At 44.7% G+C, this 24,213-nt stretch carries 24 protein-coding genes and 3 tRNA genes; 17 read left to right on the top strand and 10 right to left on the bottom strand.

Annotated features, from left to right (window positions below):
* Window positions 1-944: IS1634 family transposase (locus E5S67_RS16320; RefSeq protein ID WP_172189002.1), on the bottom strand; the 944-nt coding region annotated here is incomplete at its 3' end.
* Window positions 945-2,246: 1,302 nt separating this feature from the next.
* Here E5S67_RS16320 and E5S67_RS32480 point away from each other — a divergent pair.
* From E5S67_RS32480 to E5S67_RS16295, 6 genes are all read left to right on the top strand, one after another.
* Window positions 2,247-2,471, top strand: coding sequence for a hypothetical protein (locus tag E5S67_RS32480; RefSeq protein ID WP_006635912.1), 225 nt, complete (start codon window positions 2,247-2,249; stop codon window positions 2,469-2,471).
* A 632-nt stretch (window positions 2,472-3,103) separates the two neighbouring features.
* Entirely contained in the window at window positions 3,104-3,355 is a 252-nt protein-coding gene (locus E5S67_RS16315) for a TIGR02450 family Trp-rich protein (protein ID WP_172189000.1), read from the top strand.
* A gap of 65 nt (window positions 3,356-3,420) precedes the next feature.
* Entirely contained in the window at window positions 3,421-4,107 is a 687-nt protein-coding gene (locus tag E5S67_RS16310) for a hypothetical protein (protein WP_172188998.1), read from the top strand.
* 363 nt (window positions 4,108-4,470) lie between these two features.
* Window positions 4,471-5,322 carry an ABC transporter ATP-binding protein gene (locus tag E5S67_RS16305; RefSeq protein ID WP_172188996.1) on the top strand — a complete coding sequence of 284 codons (852 nt, stop codon included), beginning with the start codon at window positions 4,471-4,473 and terminating at the stop codon, window positions 5,320-5,322.
* Between the two features lie 374 nt (window positions 5,323-5,696).
* Window positions 5,697-6,212: an SMC-Scp complex subunit ScpB gene (scpB, locus tag E5S67_RS16300; protein ID WP_172188994.1), complete on the top strand. Its 516-nt coding sequence runs from the start codon at window positions 5,697-5,699 to the stop codon at window positions 6,210-6,212.
* Window positions 6,213-6,254: 42 nt separating this feature from the next.
* Window positions 6,255-6,602, top strand: coding sequence for a DUF760 domain-containing protein (locus E5S67_RS16295; RefSeq protein ID WP_172188992.1), 348 nt, complete (start codon window positions 6,255-6,257; stop codon window positions 6,600-6,602).
* A 297-nt stretch (window positions 6,603-6,899) separates the two neighbouring features.
* Here E5S67_RS16295 and E5S67_RS16290 read toward each other — a convergent pair whose 3' ends face one another.
* Both E5S67_RS16290 and E5S67_RS16285 read right to left on the bottom strand, forming a co-directional pair.
* Window positions 6,900-8,120 carry an HhoA/HhoB/HtrA family serine endopeptidase gene (locus E5S67_RS16290; RefSeq protein ID WP_172188990.1) on the bottom strand — a complete coding sequence of 407 codons (1,221 nt, stop codon included), beginning with the start codon at window positions 8,118-8,120 and terminating at the stop codon, window positions 6,900-6,902.
* Window positions 8,121-8,402, bottom strand: coding sequence for a hypothetical protein (locus E5S67_RS16285; RefSeq protein ID WP_172188988.1), 282 nt, complete (start codon window positions 8,400-8,402; stop codon window positions 8,121-8,123).
* Between the two features lie 32 nt (window positions 8,403-8,434).
* Here E5S67_RS16285 and E5S67_RS16280 point away from each other — a divergent pair, with 32 nt between their 5' ends.
* Entirely contained in the window at window positions 8,435-9,349 is a 915-nt protein-coding gene (locus E5S67_RS16280) for a peptidoglycan DD-metalloendopeptidase family protein (RefSeq protein WP_172188986.1), read from the top strand.
* A 62-nt stretch (window positions 9,350-9,411) separates the two neighbouring features.
* On the opposite strand, the gene E5S67_RS16275 is transcribed toward E5S67_RS16280, so the two are convergent.
* From E5S67_RS16275 to E5S67_RS16265, 3 genes are all read right to left on the bottom strand, one after another.
* Window positions 9,412-9,483, bottom strand: a tRNA-Thr gene (locus E5S67_RS16275).
* Window positions 9,484-9,554: 71 nt separating this feature from the next.
* Window positions 9,555-9,639 (bottom strand) — tRNA-Tyr (locus tag E5S67_RS16270).
* Window positions 9,640-9,833: 194 nt separating this feature from the next.
* Window positions 9,834-11,654, bottom strand: coding sequence for an ABC transporter ATP-binding protein (locus tag E5S67_RS16265; RefSeq protein ID WP_172188984.1), 1,821 nt, complete (start codon window positions 11,652-11,654; stop codon window positions 9,834-9,836).
* A gap of 105 nt (window positions 11,655-11,759) precedes the next feature.
* Here E5S67_RS16265 and E5S67_RS16260 point away from each other — a divergent pair, with 105 nt between their 5' ends.
* Window positions 11,760-11,906, top strand: coding sequence for a hypothetical protein (locus tag E5S67_RS16260; RefSeq protein ID WP_172188982.1), 147 nt, complete (start codon window positions 11,760-11,762; stop codon window positions 11,904-11,906).
* A gap of 35 nt (window positions 11,907-11,941) precedes the next feature.
* On the opposite strand, the gene E5S67_RS16255 is transcribed toward E5S67_RS16260, so the two are convergent.
* Window positions 11,942-12,082 carry a hypothetical protein gene (locus E5S67_RS16255; protein ID WP_172188980.1) on the bottom strand — a complete coding sequence of 47 codons (141 nt, stop codon included), beginning with the start codon at window positions 12,080-12,082 and terminating at the stop codon, window positions 11,942-11,944.
* Between the two features lie 219 nt (window positions 12,083-12,301).
* Between E5S67_RS16255 and E5S67_RS16250 the strand changes: the two genes are divergently transcribed.
* The 4 genes from E5S67_RS16250 (at window position 12,302) to E5S67_RS16235 (ending at window position 15,911) form a co-directional block, all read left to right on the top strand.
* Window positions 12,302-12,373, top strand: a tRNA-Gly gene (locus tag E5S67_RS16250).
* A gap of 246 nt (window positions 12,374-12,619) precedes the next feature.
* The gene (locus E5S67_RS16245; RefSeq protein WP_172188978.1) at window positions 12,620-13,024 is read left to right on the top strand and encodes a hypothetical protein; all 405 of its coding nucleotides are present in this window, start codon (window positions 12,620-12,622) and stop codon (window positions 13,022-13,024) included.
* A gap of 4 nt (window positions 13,025-13,028) precedes the next feature.
* Window positions 13,029-14,294 carry a glutamate-5-semialdehyde dehydrogenase gene (locus tag E5S67_RS16240; protein WP_172188976.1) on the top strand — a complete coding sequence of 422 codons (1,266 nt, stop codon included), beginning with the start codon at window positions 13,029-13,031 and terminating at the stop codon, window positions 14,292-14,294.
* A 486-nt stretch (window positions 14,295-14,780) separates the two neighbouring features.
* Entirely contained in the window at window positions 14,781-15,911 is a 1,131-nt protein-coding gene (locus E5S67_RS16235) for a fatty acid desaturase family protein (RefSeq protein ID WP_172188974.1), read from the top strand.
* 59 nt (window positions 15,912-15,970) lie between these two features.
* On the opposite strand, the gene E5S67_RS16230 is transcribed toward E5S67_RS16235, so the two are convergent.
* Both E5S67_RS16230 and E5S67_RS16225 read right to left on the bottom strand, forming a co-directional pair.
* Window positions 15,971-17,674 carry a lipoxygenase family protein gene (locus tag E5S67_RS16230; protein WP_246276811.1) on the bottom strand — a complete coding sequence of 568 codons (1,704 nt, stop codon included), beginning with the start codon at window positions 17,672-17,674 and terminating at the stop codon, window positions 15,971-15,973.
* Window positions 17,675-17,995: 321 nt separating this feature from the next.
* On the bottom strand, window positions 17,996-19,129 hold the full coding sequence (locus E5S67_RS16225; RefSeq protein WP_172188970.1) for an SAM-dependent methyltransferase: 1,134 nt from the start codon (window positions 19,127-19,129) through the stop codon (window positions 17,996-17,998).
* Window positions 19,130-19,681: 552 nt separating this feature from the next.
* Between E5S67_RS16225 and E5S67_RS16220 the strand changes: the two genes are divergently transcribed.
* The 3 genes from E5S67_RS16220 (at window position 19,682) to E5S67_RS16210 (ending at window position 21,802) form a co-directional block, all read left to right on the top strand.
* Window positions 19,682-20,737, top strand: coding sequence for an adenylate/guanylate cyclase domain-containing protein (locus tag E5S67_RS16220; RefSeq protein WP_172188968.1), 1,056 nt, complete (start codon window positions 19,682-19,684; stop codon window positions 20,735-20,737).
* Between the two features lie 36 nt (window positions 20,738-20,773).
* Complete coding sequence (locus E5S67_RS16215) at window positions 20,774-21,214, top strand: NUDIX domain-containing protein (protein WP_172188966.1); 441 nt, start codon at window positions 20,774-20,776, stop codon at window positions 21,212-21,214.
* A gap of 69 nt (window positions 21,215-21,283) precedes the next feature.
* The gene (locus E5S67_RS16210; protein ID WP_172188964.1) at window positions 21,284-21,802 is read left to right on the top strand and encodes an HD domain-containing protein; all 519 of its coding nucleotides are present in this window, start codon (window positions 21,284-21,286) and stop codon (window positions 21,800-21,802) included.
* A gap of 62 nt (window positions 21,803-21,864) precedes the next feature.
* Here the strand turns inward: E5S67_RS16210 and fabG are convergent, their stop codons facing one another.
* Window positions 21,865-22,629: a 3-oxoacyl-[acyl-carrier-protein] reductase gene (gene fabG, locus E5S67_RS16205; RefSeq protein ID WP_172188962.1), complete on the bottom strand. Its 765-nt coding sequence runs from the start codon at window positions 22,627-22,629 to the stop codon at window positions 21,865-21,867.
* A gap of 73 nt (window positions 22,630-22,702) precedes the next feature.
* Between fabG and trxA the strand changes: the two genes are divergently transcribed.
* Window positions 22,703-23,020 carry a thioredoxin gene (gene trxA / locus E5S67_RS16200; protein WP_015178505.1) on the top strand — a complete coding sequence of 106 codons (318 nt, stop codon included), beginning with the start codon at window positions 22,703-22,705 and terminating at the stop codon, window positions 23,018-23,020.
* A gap of 87 nt (window positions 23,021-23,107) precedes the next feature.
* A complete protein-coding gene (locus tag E5S67_RS16195) occupies window positions 23,108-23,506 on the top strand; it encodes a hypothetical protein (protein ID WP_339382885.1) in 399 nt (132 codons plus the stop codon).
* The last annotated feature ends 707 nt before the right edge of the window (window positions 23,507-24,213 follow it).

Below are 24,213 nucleotides of genomic sequence, written 5' to 3'. Positions count from 1 at the left end.
TGCTCGGCTATTTTTTTAATGGCTGCTTGTTTTCTGATTTCACTCTCTATCACTAGCCATCTTTGTTTGATGTTGGCATACTCACTTGATATCGCTGCTATTTTATACCCCTTTATTTGATTTGGCTCCCAGGCATTATCTTCTATATCCCAGATTTTATTTTGGGCTTCTTTGATACTTAATGGCACTCTGGTTATCCATTTCATTCCTGCCATCGCTGACAAATTCTCTGCTGTGTATAAGGCACTGTCTGCTACACAGATACCGTCAAATGTCCACTGAGTTTTAAAGTCTTTCAGTCTATCTACAAATACACTTTTATCGTCGGCGTTTCCGTCATCTATTTTTAGATACAATGGTACGTCTCCATCTCCAGTTACGATTGTGTCTATGATAAATTGTTTCAAGTCTGGTCTTTTATCTCTTGAGTATCCGTGAAGGATTTTTATCGCTTTCATCTCATCTTCTCTCTCTGAGGATTCTGCTTCAATTATTTGGCTTTTTTTCTGACGGCTTTTGTATTCTCCTTCTACTGATATTGAACTGCTGTCTAGGTGAACGCTCTTCATTTCTACTTGAAATCTTTTCGCTGCTTTCAAGGCAATTGCTGTGAATAATTTTGTCGTCCCAGCTTGATAATATTTGTCTAATGCTCTGCCTATCCTGTCATCGTTTAATTTTTCATGGGTTACTCCTTTTCCTATTAGATGTTCTGTTGCTTTTCCCACAAAAAATGTATCGAATAGATATATGGGAGCGCTCAAAAACCCCAATCCGTTCAAAATCATCGCTTTCATGACTTGTCCAGGGCTGACAGTTTCTTTGATTCTTATTCCCACTTCTGTGTTGACTTCTTCTACCAATTCCATTTCATCTATTATTCCTGCTACTATTCCCAAATGGTCTAAATTTACGATGTTTATTGCTTCTGAGGGCTTTTTCATGGTTTTTAGAGTTGGTCTACTGGAGAAACTTATTATATCCTAAAAAAGCCTCAAATGATTGCACCGCAATCACTTGAGGCTTCATTTATTCCGAATCCATCCTCTATTAACGGAACTTAAATATCTGCGGAATGTGGGTTTTAGGAAAAAAATATCCTAGGGGCGGGTTTATTAATATCTTTAATCCACGTCCAGGATCTTCATAAACCCACCCCTCCACAATCAAAAAACTATTTCTTTTACCAGAAGGATGGCTGTAGGGATACTTTTTTAACAAAAAACGTTGATGCACAAGTCTTAAATGAGTTAATTTTAATTTGTAATTAAAATAGTTAAATGTTGTGTTTTATCACTTCACCTTATCTGGTTAATTAGTAATTAATTTAAACTTTAGTAACCAGCAAATTGGGCGATATTTAATGGCTATAATACACCAACTCGAATGCGAAATAGACTTGAGAATGCGGGTAGGCAAAGTGGATTTTTTTTACCGCTCTTTTGAGGCTATTAGGAGATATCAACGGATGGAAGACTGTTTAAACTGGTGCTTTTTTAAAATTATTAGCATTGACGGATCTGTTATGAATTATACAAATTGAGCCTTTACTGGCAATTCTAGCCGACGAACGATCGCCCGCAATGAATTCAGAAAACAGATTCACCGCCACACAGCCCAAAAAATCAGGATTCCCAAGCTGCGACTCTTAATTGGCGTGGAGATCACAAAGGTGCCTTAATTAACACAAATAAGGGCTTTGCAAGACTAGCAAAAAAATATATCATTGAGAAACAAGAATAAAAACTTGCTCGCTTATGGTAGCCCAGGCAACAACACGTATGCCTGAAGTTATAGCCCACAGCGAGACCTACGGGTAGATCTAAATCAATAGGGTGAGGTGGTTGTGTCTGAGTGTTAAGAGGGGCGATCGAAGAGGAATGTTCGGCGAGCGATCGCTTCCCAATGGAGGATGGTAAAACCTAAGAAGGCAAGGAGTTGGAGACAAGGCTAAACTTTTTGAATTCACGAGAGTAGCGTTAGCACTAAACTCTGCCGTATTGTCGGGAACGAGCCAAATTTGTAACAGTTCTTAACTATGAATAATTCTGCCAAAATTGCTAGCATAGTGACACTTTTGCTAACAAAAACAGATAAAGTAAATAAAGTTGGCTAGCTCTAGAGGCCCCGATCCCCATCCTGGGGATGTTGAATCAATTTGATTCGTACCAAAGGGTTTTAGAGTTACACTTGGAAACAAAGCATCGCTATTTAACTGAGTTCTTTAGTTACTTTTACTTTCAGCTATGAACGTGGATTTTATCAAAGCCCAAGTCAGGTTGCTACAGGGTGCAAGTTCATCGGAGCGAGAGACCCTTATTAAGAACATCGGCGTCTGTGCTGGCGTGATCAGACCCGGAGAGTACGTGACTCCTCAGCGGAAGCACGCCATCACTCTCTGGCTGCAAACAAATGCGGTTCGGCTCCGGCTACCCCAACTTCCTCTGGATTTATCGGGCCAAAAGCCTTAACAAGGAAGTAATCAAGTGGTGACGACAGAATGAAAAAAATTAGTCAATCTTTCCTAAAAGTGCTTTTTTATTGAGCTGTACAGGATCAATGAAACACGATTAAGATTGAAAAAATGTTTGTAGGGAGAGTTGGGCTCGAAAAGACGCCTGCGGACAAGAAGCGGCCGACCGCTTTGGCAGAAGCAGGAAGTGAAGGTCAAACCTGCTCGAAAGGTAGATTTGAGTAAGTTTCACAGAACGGATTATTGTGCACAACTATGAACCTGGGTTATTTGCTTTTAGATTTGAGATTCACGATTTAGCTCGTGCTGCATAAATTTCCTATTTGTGGATCGAGTGAAAAATCATCCCTATTCAATAGGTATAACTAATTACAGGGGCAGTCATTGAACTGCCCTTAATTTTGAAACCCGAGGCGAAATTACTGCAAGTTACAATAAACGCATCTACTTGCAGATAGAGTTTAGGTGAACTCTGATGAAAGCTGCAGCGTCTCTATATTATCTGTTATGTTCGAGAGGGGAGGGAGAGAGGATTGAATTAGACGAGTTTTGATAGGGAATTAATATCATCAAACAGAAGGAGTTATTACAATTAACTTGCTTTCTAATATATTTGTCAACGAAAATACTGTGCCGAAGAAACAAAAATTTCCTTATTTAGTGGGTTCCCGATGGACTTCACACCAAAAAACTTGGGGGTGGCGACACTTCCAAGTAGTCAACCGAAAAAATGAGGGTAAATGGGTATTTGCGGAAATGGTGGCGGCTTGCGATCCAAATGTCCGTTTTTGGCTGAACGCCGCACAGCTCAAAGACCGATCGCTCTGGCAAGCTGGATGGCAGTCTACGCAAGAACTAGAGGAATTAGAAGCAGCGGAATAAAAGACAGCGCCTTGGGCTAGAGTGATGTAGAGATTGGTAATGGGTAATAGCAACAGGGTAAAATAATGAAAAAAAAATTTGTGTTATTGGCCTGTTTGCTAATTACTGCTGCATTGGGCGGTAGATTTGGCGAAGTCTCGATCGCAAGTCCAGCGATCGATCGCAGCCATATTGTGTCTGCAGATATTGCAGATCCCGCAGCGGACTTGTCCAGCCTAGTCCTGACTTTACAAGACCTCACCCCAGGTTTTACAGAGATGTCATCTGACTATGTGGCAAGTTTAAGAAATAAACTCAGCCAGGGTCGTCACTTTAAGCCAGCCAGCATCTTTGCGTACCAAAAAATCGATAATAGCAAGCTGTTTGAACTCCAATTGCTGATAGGATTTACAGTGCAACTGTCAGAACCAACCCTACAAGCTATGTTCGATCGAGCAAGCGGTGAAGGGCTTTTTGCAAAAGCATTCTCTCAAGGTTTAAACGATAACAAGGAATTGCAGTTCAATCCTCCCGCCGCTTTAACTTTGCAAGACAAGATTGGCGAGGTATCGGCTGGGTGGAGAAGTCAAGGAAAAGTAGAAAATATACCCATGAATTGCGATCTGGCGCTGTTTCGACGGGGGCAAATAGGGGTTGTTATGGCAACTATATATCTCGACGGCACTAAACCGACTATTACGATTAGCGAAGCAGGGCGCAAATTCGACAGCCGGATGATGGAATTGAAACCTGATTTAACTCAACCGCAATAAGTGGGTGCTGCAAGCTGTAAAAAAATCATTTTTCTACCTGCAGCTCACACTCAGATTAGTTACACTACAAAAACTCGTGCAGAAATAGCCGATAAACTGGGTTTTTCTGGTATCAGTACCGATGGAGATGACCAGAGATTTTAGTAGAGCTAACCCCGCTTCTGCGTCCAGGAATGATATCATGTCTGTTGAATTGCCCGTTATAAAATTTTGTCGCCCGGTTGGGGCGGGTTTATAAAAATTGTGGATGTCAATTACAGATTGTTGGTGAAACCTCCCCAAGAAGTATTGTGGTTAATTTACCGGACATGATATGACTGAGAAGAAAGAGCTTTGTTTCCTCTAAATTATACCGAAATACCTATGTCTGTCTCTGTTTCCCTGCAAAACGCCTGTAAGATTTACAACAAAATCCCCGTTGTCAATGACCTTTCGTTCACGATTGAAGCCGGAGAAATGTTCGGGCTTCTAGGCCCCAACGGTGCCGGGAAATCGACCACAATTCGGATGCTGACTACCCTGACTAAGCCCAGCAGCGGTCAAATCCAGGTAGCTGGATATGACGTGATGCGGCAAAGCTTGCAAGTGAAACAGTGCATAGGCGTCGTGCTCCAACAAATCAGCGTTGATAGTGAGCTTTCAGTATGGGAAAATATGGAGTTTCACGGGCGGATGCACCACATCCCAAACCCGAAACGCCAACAGTTAATTAAACAGTGGTTGGGATATGTAGAATTAGCAGAAAGGCGAGACGACTTAGTAAAAACTTTGTCTGGAGGAATGAAGCGGAGGTTGCAAATTGCCCGAGCACTTTTGCATGAGCCACAAATCTTATTTTTGGACGAACCGACTGTAGGGTTAGACCCGCAAACGCGGCGCCGATTGTGGGAAATTATTTTAGATTTGAACAAGCAGGGAATGACAATGCTGTTAACAACGCATTATATGGATGAGGTGGAATATTTGTGCGATCGCATCGGCATTATGGACGGCGGCAAGTTAATTCAACTGGGAACGTTGGCTCAACTGCGGCAACAACACGGTCAAGGGTTAGTGATGAAACAAATAGGCGATCGCTGGGAATACAAGTTTTTCCCTACTCTGGAAGAAGCTAATTTATATCTGGATGCCAAAGATGATAAGACGGGGATGATGGTTCGTCCTTCTAATTTAGAGGATATTTTTGTAGAACTGACAGGCCGACAGTTAGATTGATTAATGGCTAATTGCTAATAGCAGTCCTGCGATTTTAGATTTTAGATTTTAGATTTTAGATTGCCCAAGTGGCGATTAAAACAGCAATTTTTATAATCAAAAATCCCAGGAGTCAAATCAAAAACTGAAAACAGAAAGAGTTTTCTTTTTTTGATAAACAACCGACATTATCAATCTATTGTGTAATGAGAATGTTTTTTACGAATTCCCTTGATTCACAATCCCGAAGTCACGGATAGACGGATAGTTGGTTTTTTGCTGGTTCCTTCTTCTTTCTTCACGCTTGACTTATTCCCTCAACATCCATCCGTTAAATTCCGTACACTGGTCGTTTCCGAACTTTAACGTCCCAATTCCTAATTACTAATTCCCAAATGACTCGCTTAGCCACAACGATAGAAGCCATACTTTACCTAAAAGGTCAGCCAGTTTCAATAGCAGAGATTACCGAGATTGCCAAGTGCGATCGAGCCGAGGCCGAAGACGCCATCATCGAACTCATGTCTGACTCATCCCGCCGCGAGAGTGCATTAGAAGTCGTCGAAACCCCCACGGGGTACAGCCTGCAACTCAGAGAAGAGTTTGCCAGTTTAATGCAAATTTTAATACCTCCAGAATTAGGTGTTGGAGCTTTGCGGACGCTGGCGGCGATCGCCCTCAAAGGTGGCATCGCTCAGCCAGACTTAGTTAACTTGCGAGGTTCCGGAGCTTACCAACAAGTGCAGGAACTTGTAGAAATGGGTTTCGTCCGCAAACGGCGGCCGACTGAGGGGCGATCGTATTGGTTGCAAGTTACCGATAAATTTCATCGGTACTTTCAAGTAGACCAACTGCCAAAACAATTGCAAATTGACTTTCAGGCAAATTTGGGCCCAAGCAAAGACGAGTAGTTTAAAGTAGAATGTAACAAGCCAGAAATTAAGAATCGCCAAATGGTTTTTCACCCTGACTTTGACAGTTCCAATGCCCAACAAACCGCAGTCAATCCACTGCTCAAGTACCTCCAACACCAATCCCCGGAGGTTCTAGCCCGCATCGCCAAGTCCGCCAGCCCAGAAATCAGAGAAATTATCTCTCATAACGTTCAAGGACTTGTCGGCGTCTTGCCTTCAGAAAATTTTAACGTCGAAATTACCACGGATCGCGAAAACTTAGCAGGTTTGCTAGCTTCAGCGATGATGACAGGCTATTTTCTGAGACAAATGGAGCAGAGGATGCACCTAGAAGAAAATTTAGCAAGCACCAGCTCGATTCAACCAAACTCTCCCAAAGACAAGTAAAAAGATCGACGGGTTGGGGAAGCCAGAAAGATGAAAGTTGTTCAAAAAAATCAATAATCTTGGACGCACAGGGAATTAAAAAACCGGGTTTTTAACCGGATATCCCTAGCGCTACACCGAGGATTTTGGTGAAAAAACCCGGTTGCTGCGTCTAGGACTATAAAGCATCAAATTCATCTTCCATCCTCCACCCTTGCAAGTAATATCAATTTCAAAAAAGAATGCAACTGTAGATAAGCTCCAAATCCTTATCCAGTAAGTCATTCTTAATTCTTTAATCGAAAATCGAAAATGGTATTACCCACCGGCGAGGCTACCCGATAGGGGAAAAGCACCCGGACGTACTGTAATTTTCTGAACTTCACCCAAACGGTTAATTTCCACTTCGAGTTCTTTGCCTACAACAGTGCTTTCCACCCGTTCTTGCACGTCCCCGGGAGTGTTCACCGCAATTCCGTCAACTTTTTGAATGACATCTCCGGCGCGCAAGTCCGCTTTTTGAGCGGGGGAATTTTCCACTACTCGCGTCACGGCTACGCCTCGATCGAGAGTAATTTTATTATTATCGAGCTGTTTGTTGAGTTCTGCCTTGGTGGCTGCAGTCAAGCTGACCATTTGAATGCCGAGATAGGGATGTTCGGCTTTACCTTTGGCGAATAACTGATCGGAAACTCGTTTGGCGGTTTCGATCGGAATTGCAAATCCCAAGCCCTGAGCGTCCGCGCGGATAGCGGTATTGATGCCAATTACTTCGCCTTGGTCGTTGAGCAGCGGGCCGCCAGAATTGCCGGGGTTGATGGCGGCGTCGGTTTGGATGAAGCGGACTCGCTTGTCGGGGATGCCGACTTGGGAACTCGATCGACCCGTAGCGCTGATAATGCCCACAGTCACGGTATTGTCCAGACCTAAAGGATTGCCGATCGCGATCGCCCACTGTCCCGGTACAATATTGTCCGATCGGCCCAAAGCCACCTGCGGCAGTTCCTTAGCATTAATCTTAACCACAGCGACATCCGTCAGCGGATCGACTCCCTGCACCTTACCCTCAAACTCGCGACCGTCTTTGAGCGTCACCTTGACAGTATCCGTCCCGGAGACAACGTGAGCATTAGTAACGATGCGGCCGTCAGGAGTGAGAATAAACCCCGAACCCGTACCTCTCTTGACTCGTTCTTCCGGCTGCGGCAAATTTTCCCCAAAAAACCGACGAAACAAAGGATTTTTGAATGCTTCGGGGACTTGATTCGCCACCTTGCTCGATGCGTCAATCCGCACTACAGCAGGGCCTACTTTTTCGGCTGCTTCAGCAATAAAATTGGGATTGCTGCGATCGACCGGCCGATTTTCCAGAATTGGAGGAGACGCATAAGGTGGGATTTGCTGGCGCACTACTGGCAAAACCAATCCGGTTTCCAGATTGTTTGAGCCTTGCAAATAGCGATTCCCCAACCATCCCACGCCTCCCCCGATCGACAGTAAAGTCAAATAAAGGGTCGTTTGCTTAAAAGATAAACTCATTTAATAACTCCCGCTAAATACTTCATCCCCGCAGACACGTTCCGAATCAAGCATTTTTGTCTTGGCGACGGGAAGGAAGCGGGGCGGGGCGTACCGCTTCCTCAAGAACATAGCTGTTAACAGGCAGGCGCTGATGGGCATCACAGGCAATTTTTGCCTGATTTCCCAAGAGCGACTCAAACTAATAATTCTCATCCTAACTTGGCTTAGCCTGGGATTTACAGTCTGGGGGGTGGCTAGAGCTTCCAAATATGCCGTTTCACTCGATTCAAAAATTGTCAATTGTCCGAAATGAATACTTTTTTTTCTAGATTATGAGGTTTAAACGCTTATTTCTGCTGATTTCTGCACTACTTTGGTCGATCGCACCCGTTGGGAAAACGGTGGCAAATACCGAGATCCCACCTGCAAATCTTCCTTCAGGTACACCTCTAGAAAACCCCGACCCCGCCCGCGATTGCCCGAGTCCGGCTATGTCTCGGTTGCGCCGCCACACTGCGGCCCAGGGCGAAACGATAGAAAGCATCGCGCGGCAGTACAATGTGATTCCTGCGGCGCTGATCGGGATAAATCCGATGTTGCGGGGAGGTCGAGTGTCTGCCGGAAGTGCGATCGTCATTCCTCCGTACAGTGGCATCGAGGTAGAAGTACCTGCGGGCTGGAATTGGCAAAAACTGGCAGAAGCTTACAAAGTGCGCGCAGATTTGTTATTTGAGGCGAATGGGTGCAGGCCTTTGGGACAAACCGTGTTTGTGCCTGCGGTGAATAGGTCGATCGGGCCTTATACCAATCCCGACCCAACGCCCTCGGTGCAAGGATTTCCCCTACCCGCTGCAGCGGTTGAAGCTTTGCGTTACGGGCGGCAATTGCATCCGGTGCGGCGCGAATTTTTTTTCCACAGCGGCGTAGATTTTTTAGCGTCGGAGGGTACGCAGGTTTTAGCAACAGGCGAGGGAACTGTCGCCTTTGCTGGGCCGCAGGGAGATTACGGGAATTTAGTGGTGGTAAACCATCAAGCGGGGAAGCAAACGCGCTACGCTCATTTGAAAGATATTGCGGTAAAAGTCGGTCAAAAAGTGCAGTCTGGAGAAGTTTTGGGAACTGTCGGGATGACGGGGAAACGGGACATTCCGCCATCTCATTTGCATTTTGAAGTTCGCTACAATTCGGGTTTGGGTTGGGTTGCTGAAGACCCGCTGCTTTATTTGCAAGCGACTGTTAAAAAATAGGATGGGCGGTTGAAGAAGCTATTCAACCGCCCATATCTTTTTGTATGGCATAATTTAGCAAAAGCCCGTGACGAGATTTGAACTCGTGACTTCCTCCTTACCAAGGAGGTACTCTACCACTGAGTTACACGGGCATAAAAAATTAATAATGTTAAATAAAAGTTTTCAACTTTTTATTTTTAACTTTTTATTTTTATTTAAATTGTGGTGGGCCGGGCTGGATTTGAACCAGCGTAGGCGTAGCCAGCGGATTTACAGTCCGCCCCCATTAACCGCTCGGGCACCGACCCATTTGTACCCACAGTTAAACATCCTAGCAGCTTCTTCTTTTTTTGCAACATTATATTTAAAACTCTAATCATTAAGTTGAGAACACATAAGTCAGTTAGTGGCAAAAAAATAGAATACTGTTTAAAGTGCGCATTGCTAAGTCTAGGCTTGGTGTCCGCCCGGAGCACCGGAACTCTAGACTTAACCCAAATCCCTAATTCACTAATTCCCCGGTTTCTTGCAGGGAGTGCAGGCGGCGGTAAATGCCTCGTTGATTCAAGAGTTCGTCGTGACTGCCAACTTCGACGATTCTACCGCCGTCGAGTACGACGATCGCATCGGCTTCGCGAATTGTACTAAGTCTGTGGGCAATAATTATGGTGGTGCGCGTACCGAGAATATTCTGCATGGCTACCTGGATCGATCGCTCGCTTTCATAGTCCAAACTAGAAGTAGCCTCATCAAAAATTAACACATCCGGCTCCACCAAAAGCGCCCTAGCAATCCCCAACCGCTGCCGCTGACCGCCGGACAAGCGCATTCCTCGCTCCCCGACCACGGTATAGTAGCCTTGGGGCAACATCCGCACAAAATCATCTACTTTGGCGATGCGACAAGCATCCTCAACTTGCTCGAAAGTTGCGTTTCTGTTTCCGTAAGTCAAATTTTCCAGCAAAGTACCGTTAAAAACATCTACTTCTTGGTGGACAATCGCTAAACGCTGGCGGTAGCGAGTCACGTCTAAGCTGCGAATGTCTTCTCCGTCGATCAAAATGCGACCGGAGTTGGGTTCAAAGTAGCGAAACAGGAGTTTAACTAAAGTCGATTTCCCGGAACCCGATCGCCCGACTAATGCTACAGTTTGACGGGGATGAATCAATAAATTCACATCCTGCAAAACGGGTTTTTGACTGTCGTACCCGAATGTTAAACCGCTGAGTTCAACTTTGCCGGTAAATTTATAAGGTGGCTGTGCCGATCGAGCATTTTCTGCTAAATTAACCGCATCAACACCGTCTGGCGTTTGCATAAACTCGTGGAACCGGATCATTGAAGAATAACGGCGCGCCAATAATTCGGCGATCATGCTAATCGGACGCAGTTGGGAATATGCCATGCTTGCTAACGTGTAGACGGTAACAAAATATCCGAGGGATATTTGGCCTCCTAGGGTTGCTGCTAGGCTAAAACCGAGAACTGAAAACAAACACAACTGGACGATTGTCTGCTGGTATGTCCCCAGGGTGACGTATCCTTTGTGAATGCGGTGGAGCACGACTTTTAATTCGCGATCGAGTCTGGTTGTTTGCCTTTTGAGTTCATCGCTTTCTGTCGCAAAAGCTTTGACTGTTTTGATGTTGGTGATAATTTCCGAGTTGCGGCTTTCGGTATCTTCGATGTATTCATCCAGAATTTCTTCTCGCGCAGTCACCTCTTGCAGGCTTTTGAGGGTGAAACTGAGGATAAATAGGAATGAAACCAAAATTAATAAGCCAATCCGCCACTCAATTAACCAGATAACGGCAAAAATGCCGATTAAGCGGGCAACTTCGGGGATGAGTTCGCCGGCAATTTCTGGATATGTCCAAGTATGGTTGCCGATACCTTTGGCTATGCGGCTGGCAATCCGTCCGGCGTTGTTTTCGTCGTAGAATTCTAGGGGTAAGGTGAGGATTTTCCCGATCGCGCTTCTCATTCGATCGCGCCTCGCCCTCAATGGTATCGCCCAGTGGAACCAATTTGCTACCCAAGGTTGGATCGGTGCTTTGGCTACTGTTACCAGAAAAATTATGCCTAGCAAGACGGATAGCGATAATATTTTGTTGGGTGACTGCTGAGTAACAGAGGCGATCGCTGTTATCAGTTTTTGGGTTACTGTATCTGTAGGTTGACCCGACAATACGTTTAATATTTGACCGATCGCGTAGGGAACAAGCAAATCGGCTAGTGCCAAAACGCTGGATGCGCCTATGCTGTAAACCGATATTTTCCAGTAGCGGCTGTAGTATTTGAAGATGTCCTGAAAGCTTGCCATAAATTTTTGTTGAGATACAACCCTTGCAAACACTTGAGTCTAAAACTGCGATCTCTGCGTATTTGTTGACAACTGTACTACAAAAGTAGTAGATCGGGGAGTCATTTGGATCATGCTAGCGACTCGCCCGATCGGGTGATTTATGGCAATAGTTCGATCGTCAGCGATCGCTCCGCAGTCTTTACCAATAAACTCAAGACTAAGGGCAAAAAAATGCAGAAGGCAGAATTTTTCTTAAATTCTGCCTTCTGAGCAATGCCTTATAAGTTTTACGTTTGAGTAGTCTTTTAGCTGAAGGTGTAGGCTGATTGCAGCGCCCACCAGATCAAGAAGCCGATTCCGCCGGCAATGACGATCGCCGAAATGGCGATCGCTATAGGACTGTCAGCTCCCTTGAACTTCATGATTCCGCGATTTAAATCTGACATGGCAGTGTTCTCCCACAATTCCAGCTTGATTGTAGCTTTGCCGTCGGCGGATGGCGGTCACTCTTCACGGCAATTACTGATTTGGTTCATAATCTGGCTGCTGCAATTTCAGGTGGGCAGTAGCTTTGGGGGGTTGTGACTGGGTTTCAGAAAAAAAAATACTAAAAAGACTTGACAGATTTTCAGAATTAAGAGAGTATTGTTAATACCGCAGGAAATGCGGGTGTAGCTCAGTGGTAGAGCGTCACCTTGCCAAGGTGAATGTCGCGCGTTCGAATCGCGTCACCCGCTTTAGAAAATAAAAAAATCAAAAACCGGAAAGTATAGCAGGAAAGTCTTAGGTATACTCCTAAGGATGGTTGAAAATACCTAAGTTAGTGGTAAATTGGAGTAGAAAACTTGCAAGTCACAATTGCCACTCGGGCGATATCTGAGAACAGGTAGTTGAAAGCCTGGTTAGGGCAGAATTGACAAGTTTGATTAAGTGGATAGGTTAACGATTATTTTTGCAAAAACGCTTTTTTTATCCGATCGCTCGTGCCATCTCAAAAAGCTCCCAAGATTGACTTAAACGATGAGTACCCCTGCCCTTGTCGGCGGCGGGGTCGTCTCGTGCCCATAACGTTGACAGAAGCCTTTGGCTGCAACCGCTGTCAGCAAATATTTGTATTAGAGGAAAGCGGACACGTCATCGAGCAACTATCAACAAACTATCCTTACAAGCAGGCTTGGCGGTGGACGGGTCACCAGTGGAACAGAGCGCATCCGGGTTTGAAGGCACATTACTTGCCACTGGCTTTGGGTATGATATTGGTGCCGCTAGTGATTTGGTTGCCCTTGGCGCTGCACTCCCCAGGCCCGAATATTATTCTGTGGGCAATGGTCGCCGTGCTGCTAGCAATGCTGCCGGCGCTGATGGTATGGCTGGCTTACAGGCGTTAGCTAGATGATAATAGAGGATTTTACCCATTCATCAGATGGAGCAAATGTCGCCCGCCGGGCTTATCAAGCTTCTTTGGAGTTGGCTGCGGCAAAGAGTACGGCTCGCGCTGCCGCTTTGCAGGCGATGGCGCGATCGCTCAAAGGTCGGCAAAATGAAATTTTAGAAGCAAATACTCTGGATCTAGAAGCGAGTCGGGACATGGCGATTCCAGACTTGATTGTGGATTGGCTGAAGCTGACGCCAGAACGGATCAAGACAACTGTGCAAATTCTGGAACGGTTGGGCCAAATGCCAGATCCGATCGGCAGGGTGATCAATGCTTCTTATCAGGTCGATCGGTGTCAGGTTTACTGTCAGTCGCTGCCGCTGGGGGCGATCGCTCTAATTTACGAGGCGTTTCCCGAGTTGGGGGCGATCGCAGCCGGTTTGTGTCTCAAAAGCGCTAACAGTTTGATTCTTAAAGGCGGTAGCGAAAGCTGGCAAACTAATGCTGTAATTGGAGAAGCTTTGATGTCGGCGATCGATGAAGTCGGTTTGCCGTCAGGATGTTTGCAGGTACTGCCGCCGGATCGGGGGGCTTCGATCCGAGAATTGGTCACTCAAGACCAATATCTCAATTTAATTATTCCCTACGGCAGGCCGAGTTTGGTGCAGCAGGTGGTAAGGTTGTGCACCGCACCCGTTTTGAGGTCGGCAATGGGAAATTGTTACCTTTATTGGTCGCCGACTGGCAGTTTGGAGATGGCAAGGTGGATGATTTTGGACAGCCATCAAAGCGTGCCCGATCCTGTTAACGCGATCGAGAAAGTGCTGATCGATCGCAACCAAAAGCCTTCTTCCTTAGTCAGGCTGTGGAACACTTTAAAAGAAAAAGGCTTTCAAATTAGCGCCGATGCGGATCTCGTCGCAGATTTCCCCGACTTAAAGCTGGCGGAACCATACGAGTGGACTCAACCTTATTTAAACAAAACCATAGCGTTTAAAGTTGTCGATAGTTTAGAGATTGCGATCGGCTGGATCAACCGCTACAGCAGCGGCCACGCTGACTGCATCGCTACTGAATCTTACTTAGAAAGTCGCCAATTTGCTCTGGATGTTAACAGTGCCTCAACTTTTATTAATGCCTCACCTCGGTTTTGGCGTTATCAAAATCGGGGAGATGCGATCTTTTTGGGAATGTCCAACCAAAAAGGTTATCGTCGGGGATTGATCGGGTTAGATACGCTGACGACAATTAAAGAAATTGTTCAGGGTAACGGACTATTTTAAGGTCAGTTGGCACTTGGCACTTATATGAGATTGCTTGGCAACGCTAGCAACGAGAGAATATATAGTAAGCCTTAATCAGAAGTTCCTGCAAATATACTTACACAGGCTCAAAAGTCTATCATCACAAAGGTTTCAATTGTTGAGTTAACATTGTATACCCATGTAGATGATTGATATCTGTTTGCGATCGACAATTATATTGGATCTACAACATGGAAGCGCGATTGCCTGCGTCAGCTATTGCTTATACATGGCTACAGATTTTTAACTCAACAGTTGCATCGATTCATAAATAGGAGTTTTAGGGCTTTTAGTACATTTGTATGGGGAAGTCCAGCTTAATAGTTTTTACAAAAACTATTTTAGGGCATATAATTAAATATTTGTACAACAATGTTGATACTTTTTCATGCAAACTGTCAACTGACAACTGCCAACTGAAAACTGCCAACTGACAACTCACCTTAAGACGCATTCAGCGAAAATATGAACTTAGCAAAAAGCATCAATAGTGTATACGAGACTGCCAGCGAAGAAACGCTAATTCATCACTCGGTATATGTTAAAAAATTGCGTCCGCTGCTGCCGTCAGATGCTTTTGAACCGAATTCAAGCAAGTTAGGGATACTGCTGATAAATATCGGGATTTTATTGTTAGGATGGGGAATTGCTGCTAATCTCGATCGCTGGCCTGTCTATCTTTTATGGCTTTACTTACCTCTAGCCGTCATCATGGGCAATAGCATCATAGTTTTGCTATTTAGCTCCCACGATTTGATGCACGGTAGCGTCCAGAAAAAGTCGCGCCTCACTTATCCGATCGCTTTTTTGGGACTAAGTATGCTGTTTATGCCGCTTACTCAGTGGAAAAATCTGCACAACCTCGTACATCACAATAACACGAATTCTTTGGCAGACCCCGATCGCAACTATCTGTACCAGCAACCAGATACTTGGGGAAAATGGATTCAAAATCTGTTTGTACCGTCGGTAGAAGTCAATCCGCTGTGGTTAATCGTAGGGATGGCCGGTTCGTGGTTAGTGCATAATTTCCGCAATCTCACCTCGGTACTATTCTTTAACGATAAATCTGTCGATTACGTACCGGCTGCCTTTACAGTTAGTCCTAAAGATAGATTGACGATCGCCTTTGAATGTGTGGGAATTTTAGGAATTCATGCCAGCATTTTGTTCTACCTAAATTTTCATCCGCTCAAAATAGCCCTCGCCTACTTTTTGCCGATCGCAATTGGTCATGCAGGCGCAATGTTTTACATCTATACCAACCATATGGGTTGCCGGATGACAGACATTAATGACCCGCTGATCAACAGTATGTCAGTGCGGGTTCCTAAAATATTTGACCTGCTGCACTTAAATTTTTCTTACCACACAGAGCATCATATTTTCCCCAGCATCAACTCAGACTATTATCCGATGGTGCAAGAGTTGTTGCAAATTCACTATCCCGGACGCCTGAATTTAATCGATGCCGGTCAAGCTTGGCGGTTGCTGATGTCAACACCGCGGCATTATCAAGATGAAGTCACCTTCACCGATTCCTCTGGTATAATGTCCGTGAATTGCTCGATCGCTGAAGAATACAAAAACGGCTAATACAGAGTAAGGTGCGCAGTGCGCACCCTACATTGAGATATTGTGCTGAATTTTTAATTCTACATACTGATGCTATTTAGTACCAACGAAGGTTTGAGAGAAAAGTAAGGGATTACTCGTTTTTGATTGTTGGCATCAATCTTCTGTTCAGCCATATTCAAATTTTGCTGGAACTGGCTGGCTAAAAGTTCGATCTGCGTTCCCGCAAAAACTTCGTCGAAACTCATCCGGTAGAGTTCTCGGAAAGATTTATCGTAATAACCCAAACGGTCATATCGATAAGCTGACAAAATAAACATAATTTGCAGTTGGTCAGCGGCTCGTTTGTACGGAGGAAGCAACCGTAAAATATCGTTTTCCGTAATCACTTCTAGATTACCCGCAGCGGTAATTCTAGGAATGTCTCGGTAGGCTGCTAAGGGCATATTGGCGGCAAAACTCATGTATTCATACTGGGAAAAATTGACTGCTGAATGCTGCGGGCCACAGGTAAAAATTATAGTTGTGACAATTTCAATTAATTGTTTAACTGTGTTGATTTGGTCTGGCATTCCTTTGACTTTACCGCCACTATCTGATGCTAATTCTTGGGCCCAGGTTTGCAGTTCCACATCTTGTGCGATCGCCCCCGGAGTTGGGTAAAAGAATTGGAGATAGCCCGATACAAAGGTTTCGATCGCATTCCACAGCAGCAATCCATCATCTCGGTAAGGATAGTGAGGCAGTTGATTGGGGTCATCCATTCCCCGATTTTTCAGTTCAGCGGGTAAGGCAAATTCATCAAGACTCCACGTACTGTAAGCCTCTCTACTTATTTCTATTGTCTCTGCCAAGGTGCCAGCTAGCAATTCATCGACGGGCCCGCCGGGAGCGATCAAATAAGAACGCGCCAGATCGTTGTTGGTCAACATAAAGCGAAAGTGCGGTTTCAGCAACAGGTTCAGCGGGTGATTTTGAGCTAACTGTCGGGCGGTGACGATCGCGATTGGTTCCATCACTAGATGAGTTCGAGCTAAATGCGAGCTCATTTCATGGTGATTGGCATCTGCTACTTGGACGCAGAGTTTCGCAAACAGCCAATCGACAGGAGGATCGAATGGGGTATAGACGTGGCTATTTGGCGTCGGATCTAGTTGAATGGCAATAGGTGTCATTTCACCGCGATCGCGGACTCCCGTCCACCGCCAAGCGAAAAAAGCCCGCGGTTTCGGCAAGTATTTTCTGCCTTTTTCATAGGTTCCGCCTCCAACGAGAGCAGGCGCGCGATAGTGTTCGTCAGTACCTGTGTAATCGGCAATGTAAATGTTTTTTTGCTGCAACTCTTGGCCCAGATCGAATAATGGGTGCAAACTTGAAAGGCCCGCCAGTGTTTGTGCGCGAGGATCGCTCGCATCTAAGAGGCGAAGCACCATCGGATTGGCTCCAGACAGGCGCTGTTCTGCAAAAGAGCGATCGGTTTGGTAGATTTTGGCAACAGCAGGTAGCTGCAGCAGAGTAAAGAAATCTTCATAGTCTTGGAGCTCGTCGAGAGGATCGAGAAAAGTTCTCGCGTCGGCTGCCAGCATATTTGCTGGAAGTTCCGATGTTGCTAATATCCGTTCTGCAATATACTTGCTCGAAAAATTCTCGACTGGTGGCACATCTTTCAATAATGCCAAAGGTGATAAACTGTCATAGTCAAACTGATAAGCTTTTTGCTGACGATTCAAGGAATCACGGCGCTGTTCTTTGTTCGGATCGTCTTGAGGAAGAGAAGGTTGCATATTCTGTACCATTGTATAAATCAACCCTTTTTTTGTAGTAAAATATCGGATATCATCACTACCGATCGGGGAGGGAATTTAAAAAGTATTGCGCAGGATCGCGCTTGATATATTCATTCTTCGCCGATCGATAATCTGATTCCGGACTTTTTTAAACTCAAACAAATTTCTCAACAGAAGGCAACACTTCTCGATCGCCTTAAATCAACCTAGAAAACTTTCATTTTCCCGATAAGTAGCTCGCACTTGAGAACCCCGACTTCTCAAAGAAGTCAGGGTTCAGGGTGTTAGGTTGTTTGAGCTTGGTCTACTGATTAGCGGTTAGGCACGAACCATTAAATATTGGCCGTTACCGTTGTATTCGCCGTCGCAACTCGCGAAATTAGCCACAAACCAAATCAAGTAAAACCGCCAAATGCGGCGAAATTTGGCATAGTCGATGCCGTAGTCCAAATCTTTGACTATTGCCTGAGAATCGTCAAAGTTTTTCAGCCAGTTAGCAAATGTTTTGGAGTAATTAGATCCGTTGATATACCATCTCTTAATGGTCTTGAGGTCTTTATTGTGGCTGGGAACTGCATCATATTTCCAGTAACGGCCGTGGGGGAAAATGTATTTGTGGGTGAAAACACTGGATATATTGTTGGGAGTGCGAACTGTGATGATGTGAATGAAAACTTTGCCGTTATCCTTCAGGAAAGAGGCGAGCTTTTGGAAAGCTTGCGTTAAATTGCCTACATGACAAAAAACGCCTATCGAGAGAATTTTGTCAAATTTTGTCTCGAAGTTGGCGTCGTTCAAATCGCCTTCATATAGGGTAAATCGACCTGAACTGAGGTAGCTTTCGGGGTCTTGCATCTTCTGACGCATATAGTCGCATTGGTGGTGACTGAGGTTAATGCCAGTAAAGGTGACATTGGGGAATTTGGAAAGAATGTAATTGGGAACGCAACCCCAACCGCAGCCAAAGTCTAAAATATTGTCGCCATCCTGAATGTCTAGCTTCTCAATCACATCATCAATCATTTGCATTTGGGATTGTTCCAGATTGGTGGCTCCTTTTTCCCACAACCCCATGCTGTATTTAGGATAAATGAGTTTGCCGTCGCCTAACATCGGATTCAGCATGGCTTGAGGTAAGTCGTACTGAATCTTCATTAAATCCCGCGGCCCTTCGGCTGTATTGTCTGTTTCTGTTAGTACCCATTCGTAGGGTGCAAGGAGGGACGGGAAATGCTTAAAAAAGACGGGCATACAGGTATCAAAAAGCGATCGCAATACTGAATCTGGGACTTCTAATCCGTTGATGTAAGACTCTGCTACTGCCATTTGCACCGTGTTAACAGCACTGACTGCGAGGCGGGTTGCTCCGTAGGCGATCGGACTTTTGGTATGCACATCTCCCACGATGGGAATGTGCTTTTCGAGGTTTTGTAGGGCTGTTGATGAACTCATGGTTATACAGGTTTTAAAGATGCTGCTATTCTATCTCACGAAAATTGGCTGGTTGTTAGAGAGCCAAAAAGCTGAAACTATTGCCAAGTAAGGTTTGCACAGCAAAACTTCCCAAAATCCTAAAAATATATGGCGATTGAGGGGGATTTGATAACGGATTTATAGGGTTTTGGGCGAGCTTAATTTTATTAAGAATTATGTCAGCCAATTTTAGATTTTAGATTTTAGATTTCAGATTAACTCCACAGCTTGAATGGGGTATTTTCACGGTGCGATGGCGATTTTAGTGCTCAGTTATACCATTTTAGATTTGAGAATTGGCAATGACTGATGAGCTAAGAGTTGGACTATTGCCTAGAGTTGCATTCTTTTTTTAAACTGGTGTCAGTTGGCCGCTCGATCTGACGCAACCAGAAGCAAATGCCGATCGCGATTTATAGTTAAGGAATCAGGGGATACATAAAAAATGCCGAGAAACCGGGTTTGCATACAGGTTCGCTGCAATAACAGATGTCCGCGAGATTCCTCGCTAATTAGCTAGACGCGCCACATATGCCACAGATTCACTATCTGCCGGACGATCGCACGATCGAGGTAGACGACGACAATATAATTCTCGAAGCTTCCCTGCGTGCGGGCATTCCGCACACCCACATCTGCGGCGGTAGCGGCCGGTGTTCGACTTGCCGGGTATTGATTGTCGAAGGTTTAGAATTTTGCTCTCCGCGCACTTCGCCGGAAGAGGAACTTGCCAAAAAATTGCGTTTAGAACCGGAAATTAGGCTGGCTTGTCAGACGCAGGTTGCAGGTGGCAAGGTGATTTTGCGCCGATTGGCGATCGATTCTGAAGACTTGGAATCATTTACCGACCAAATGGCGGGAAAGTCAATTTCTCCTCCTGTCGGACAAGAGAAAAAAATTGCGATTTTGTTTGCGGATATTCGAGGATTTACGCCTTTTGCAGAATCGCTGTTACCCTACGATGTAATCTATGTTTTAAATCGCTATTTCCAAAAAATGGGTTTTGCGATCAATCGGAATGGCGGGATGATTAATAATTATATGGGTGACGGTTTAATGGCGCTGTTTGGGTTGGAAAATCCCGACAAAGCTGCGGAACAAGCAGTGAGGGCTGGGGTGGAGATGCTAGAGGAACTAGAGAAACTCAATCCCTATTTTGAAAATTTGTACCGTCACCGATTGCGGATTGGGATTGGCATTCACTGCGGCTGGGTGGTTGTGGGGAATTTGGGGGCGTCTAAAAATCAGACAGTGACGGCGATCGGAGATGCGGTGAATTTTGCCAGCCGGATCGAAGCTGCTAATAAGCAAGTGGGAACAAGTTTACTGATTTCCGAGGAGACTTATCAGGAAGTTAAGGAATTGGCGATCGTCGATCGGTGCGTATCCGTGCCAATTCCGGGGAAAAGTGGCGAATATCCGCTGTATGAAGTTGTCGGGATGCCGCCGCTGCCCGTGGAAATCAAAAAAGTTTCTGAAGTAAGGGAACGTTCTATTTGGCAAAGTTTTGTCAATAAATTGTTGGCTTTGTATGCTGCGGTGTACAATTGGATTAATAAAATTTGGATTCAAATTAGAAAACTATAGAGCAACTTTTTTAAGTTTTGTTATTCCCTTGATAAGATGAATATTCCCAATTCAATAGTCCGCATTTTTATCATGCTCCCGAACGGTCAGATAGTCGCACAACTGCGAGATAATATTCCAGGTATTGCAAGCCAAGGAATGCTTTCTACTTTTGGTGGTGGCGTGGACACTGGAGAAAGTCCACAGCAAGCAGCAGTGCGAGAATTGGAGGAAGAAACTAGCCTAAAAAGCGATTGCAACATTGCATTTATCACAACTTTTATTTACATGAAAAACAATAATCCAAAATTTATCCAAAAAAATCACCTATTTTTGGCAAAAGTTAGCAATATTGAAAAAATAGAAATCAAAGAAGGTGTGGGTTTTGTAGTTTTGAGAAAAGATGTCGATTTCGAGAAAGTCAATGCAGGGGAGGGTACTCAAATGGCTTGGAAATTGTTGCAAGAATATTTAAAATCAAATAACCTGTGTATGTAGAGTGCGCAGTACGTAGCTTACACCATACATAAACAGTGAAAAATTTACTCTCTTGCGTAAGTCCTATTTATGTCCGACTACTTAGCTTTTCCCCGCGAGGGGGATGAAACTATAATAGAGAAATTCTTTACTATGTTGTCAAATATGAATTTCGATTACGAATTATTACTACAACGAGCGATCGCGATCGCCGCAAAAGCTCATGAGGGCCAGGTTGATAAGGCAGGCAATCCCTATTTCGATCATCCGCTATTTGTGATGGAAAATGTAAATTCTATAGATCAGAAAATCGTAGCGGTGCTACACGATGCGGTCGAAGATTCTGAACTTACACTTGAGCAACTTAGAAGCGAAGGTTTTCCTGAAGTTCTCGTCTCGGCGATCGAGGCGATTACCAAAATAGAAGGAGAAGCTTATGCAGCTTATTTAGAGCGTGTGATTGCCAACCCGATCGCATTGCCAGTCAAAATCGCTGATGTTAGTCATAACCTCGATCTTCGTCGCATCGCCAATCCGACAGAGGCAGATTTTCAACGTATGGCCAAATACAAAAAAGTCCTCAGTCAGTTGCGTGCCGCCCTAAAATAATTATTAACCGCAAATATCCGCGTTCATCCGCGTTCATCTGCGGTTAAAAAAATCCCCAAATCCTAAGCCATCACCATCCCCCCATCCACATTAAAAACCTGCCCGGTTATATAAGCCGCTGCCGCATCTGCCGCCAAAAACTTTACCATCCCCGCAACTTCCTCAACTTCCCCATATCTCCCCAGCGGGATATACTTCAAAATCTCATCAGACTTGACATCCTTAGTCATATCTGTGGTGATAAAACCCGGTGCAACTGCATTCACAGTAATCCCGCGACTCGCCAACTCCTTAGCCACAGTTTTAGTAAACCCAATTACCCCAGCCTTCGCCGCACTGTAATTAGCTTGTCCGGGATTGCCCATTTGCCCAGCAACCGAAGCAATATTAATAATTCGGCCGCTTCGCTGCTTCAGCATGATTTTACTCGCAGCTTTCGCACACAAAAACACGCCAGTTAAATTCAAATCAATTACCGCTTGCCAATCTTCCAACTTCATCCGCAATAGCAAAGTATCGCGAGTAATGCCTGCATTGTTCACCAAAATGTCAATCCGTCCCCATTTTTCCATGACATTACTGGTGAGTAAATCTACTTGCTCAGTTTTCGAGACATCTGCTGCAAGTGCGACAGCTTCTCCTCCAGCAGCGACTATTTCTGCTACCACCTCATCAGCAGCAGCACTCGAACTCGCATAGTTGACGGCGACTTTAGCGCCCTCTGCGGCTAATGTTAGAGCAACGGCGCGGCCGATTCCCCGCGACGCACCGGTCACGACAGCAACTTGACCCCGCAATCTCTGAAAAGTCTCTGGTAATAATTCCATAATTGTATCCTCGCAATCTACCAGAGAATTTTGCACTAAAATCGAGCCAGAACCCAAAAAATTATTTTGTCTTATGGCAGTTCAAAAACAGTTCAGCAGTTTTGAGGAGTTACTATCGGGCTCTGACTTGCCGGTGTTGGTAGATTTTTACGCTACTTGGTGCGGGCCTTGTCAGATGATGGCACCGATTTTAGAGCAAGTGAGCGGTCAGATGAAAGACAAGCTGATGGTTGTCAAAATTGACACCGATAAGTACGAACAGTTGGCGTCGCAGCATCACATTTATGCTTTGCCGACTTTGGTGCTGTTCAAAAATGGCGCTGAGGTCGATCGAATAGAGGGAGTGATGCAAGCGGCGCAGTTGATCGATCGAGTGCAACCTTACTTGTAGCCGGAGCTAATTATCTCACACGTAGGGTGCGTCAGCCCACATCTGATTAATTATGAATAAGATAATCCTAGTTGACGCACCCTACTTATGAAGACTCCCAGCCACGCTATTATCAATCTGGCAATTCTCGGGAAACCGCAACTGCCGCAAGCTAATCTCATTATTGCGATCGGCGGAATTTTGCCGGATATTCCGATATTTTTATTTTACTTTTGGGCGAAATACATTGCTCGCTTGCCCGCAGCTACAATTTGGTCAAAAGCATATTATGAGCCTTTTGTGCAAAATTTTGTGGCTCTGTTTCATTCAATTCCCCTTGCGGTTATTGGTTTGCTAATTGCTTATTACTTTGGCTGGCAAAGCGTGCAAATTCTGTTTGTCAGCACGATCCTGCACTCTCTGGGAGATTTGCCTGTCCACAATGACGACGCTCACCGCCACTTTTTTCCGTTCAGCAATTACCGTTTTATCAGTCCGTTTTCTTAGTGGGATCGGAAGCACTACGGGTCAATTGTTTCTCTGGTTGAAATGTTGTTAGTGCTGCTGTCAACTTACCGCGTTTTTGGTTTTGTTAATTCTTATGTTGGTAAAGGATTGTTGATTTGGGTGAATTGTTTTTACTTAATTGGAGCGGTGTATTTTTACATTCGTTCTTTAATTTCTCGTTCTTAATTATGCTGCTGCAATTGCTCTATCACCTGATTATCGAGATTGTTTTTGCCCAATTGAGGGCGATCGTACCAGGAATCTAGAAGATGATGTAAAGTTTTATAACAATAATCAACATTTCTGCCTCAACAGCTTGACAAAAAGATTTTCCTATGGTCAGATAGTAACAACAAGACAAGTTTGTACCGCTTGTTTGCATCTACCAAACCAAATATGAAATTTTTAAATAAATCGCCCTTCAACAGTCAAGAGCAATTCCCTATTGGTGAAACGAACTTAATACCTGAACTCGACCTAAATAGCGCAAACTCACTCAATCCTCAAGCCCTTAGCAGCCCTACCCCAGAACCAGCACTCCCCGGACTTCCCGACAGTTTTAACAATAACCCCGAAGACACCGCAATCTCCTCCAAATCCATCAATTTTAGCCCCAAATTAAAGGATTTCAGTTTTACCCCCCCCCGTAAAAAAATCTTTTGAACTCGATACTCTCACTGGCGAACCTGTAAACGAAAGACAAATCG

Origin of the sequence: Microcoleus asticus IPMA8 (assembly GCF_013179805.1) — a bacterium.
Classification (GTDB): domain Bacteria; phylum Cyanobacteriota; class Cyanobacteriia; order Cyanobacteriales; family Microcoleaceae; genus Microcoleus; species Microcoleus asticus.
The sequence above is the reverse complement of the archived record's forward strand: the minus strand, read 5'-3'. Positions and strand labels throughout refer to the sequence as shown.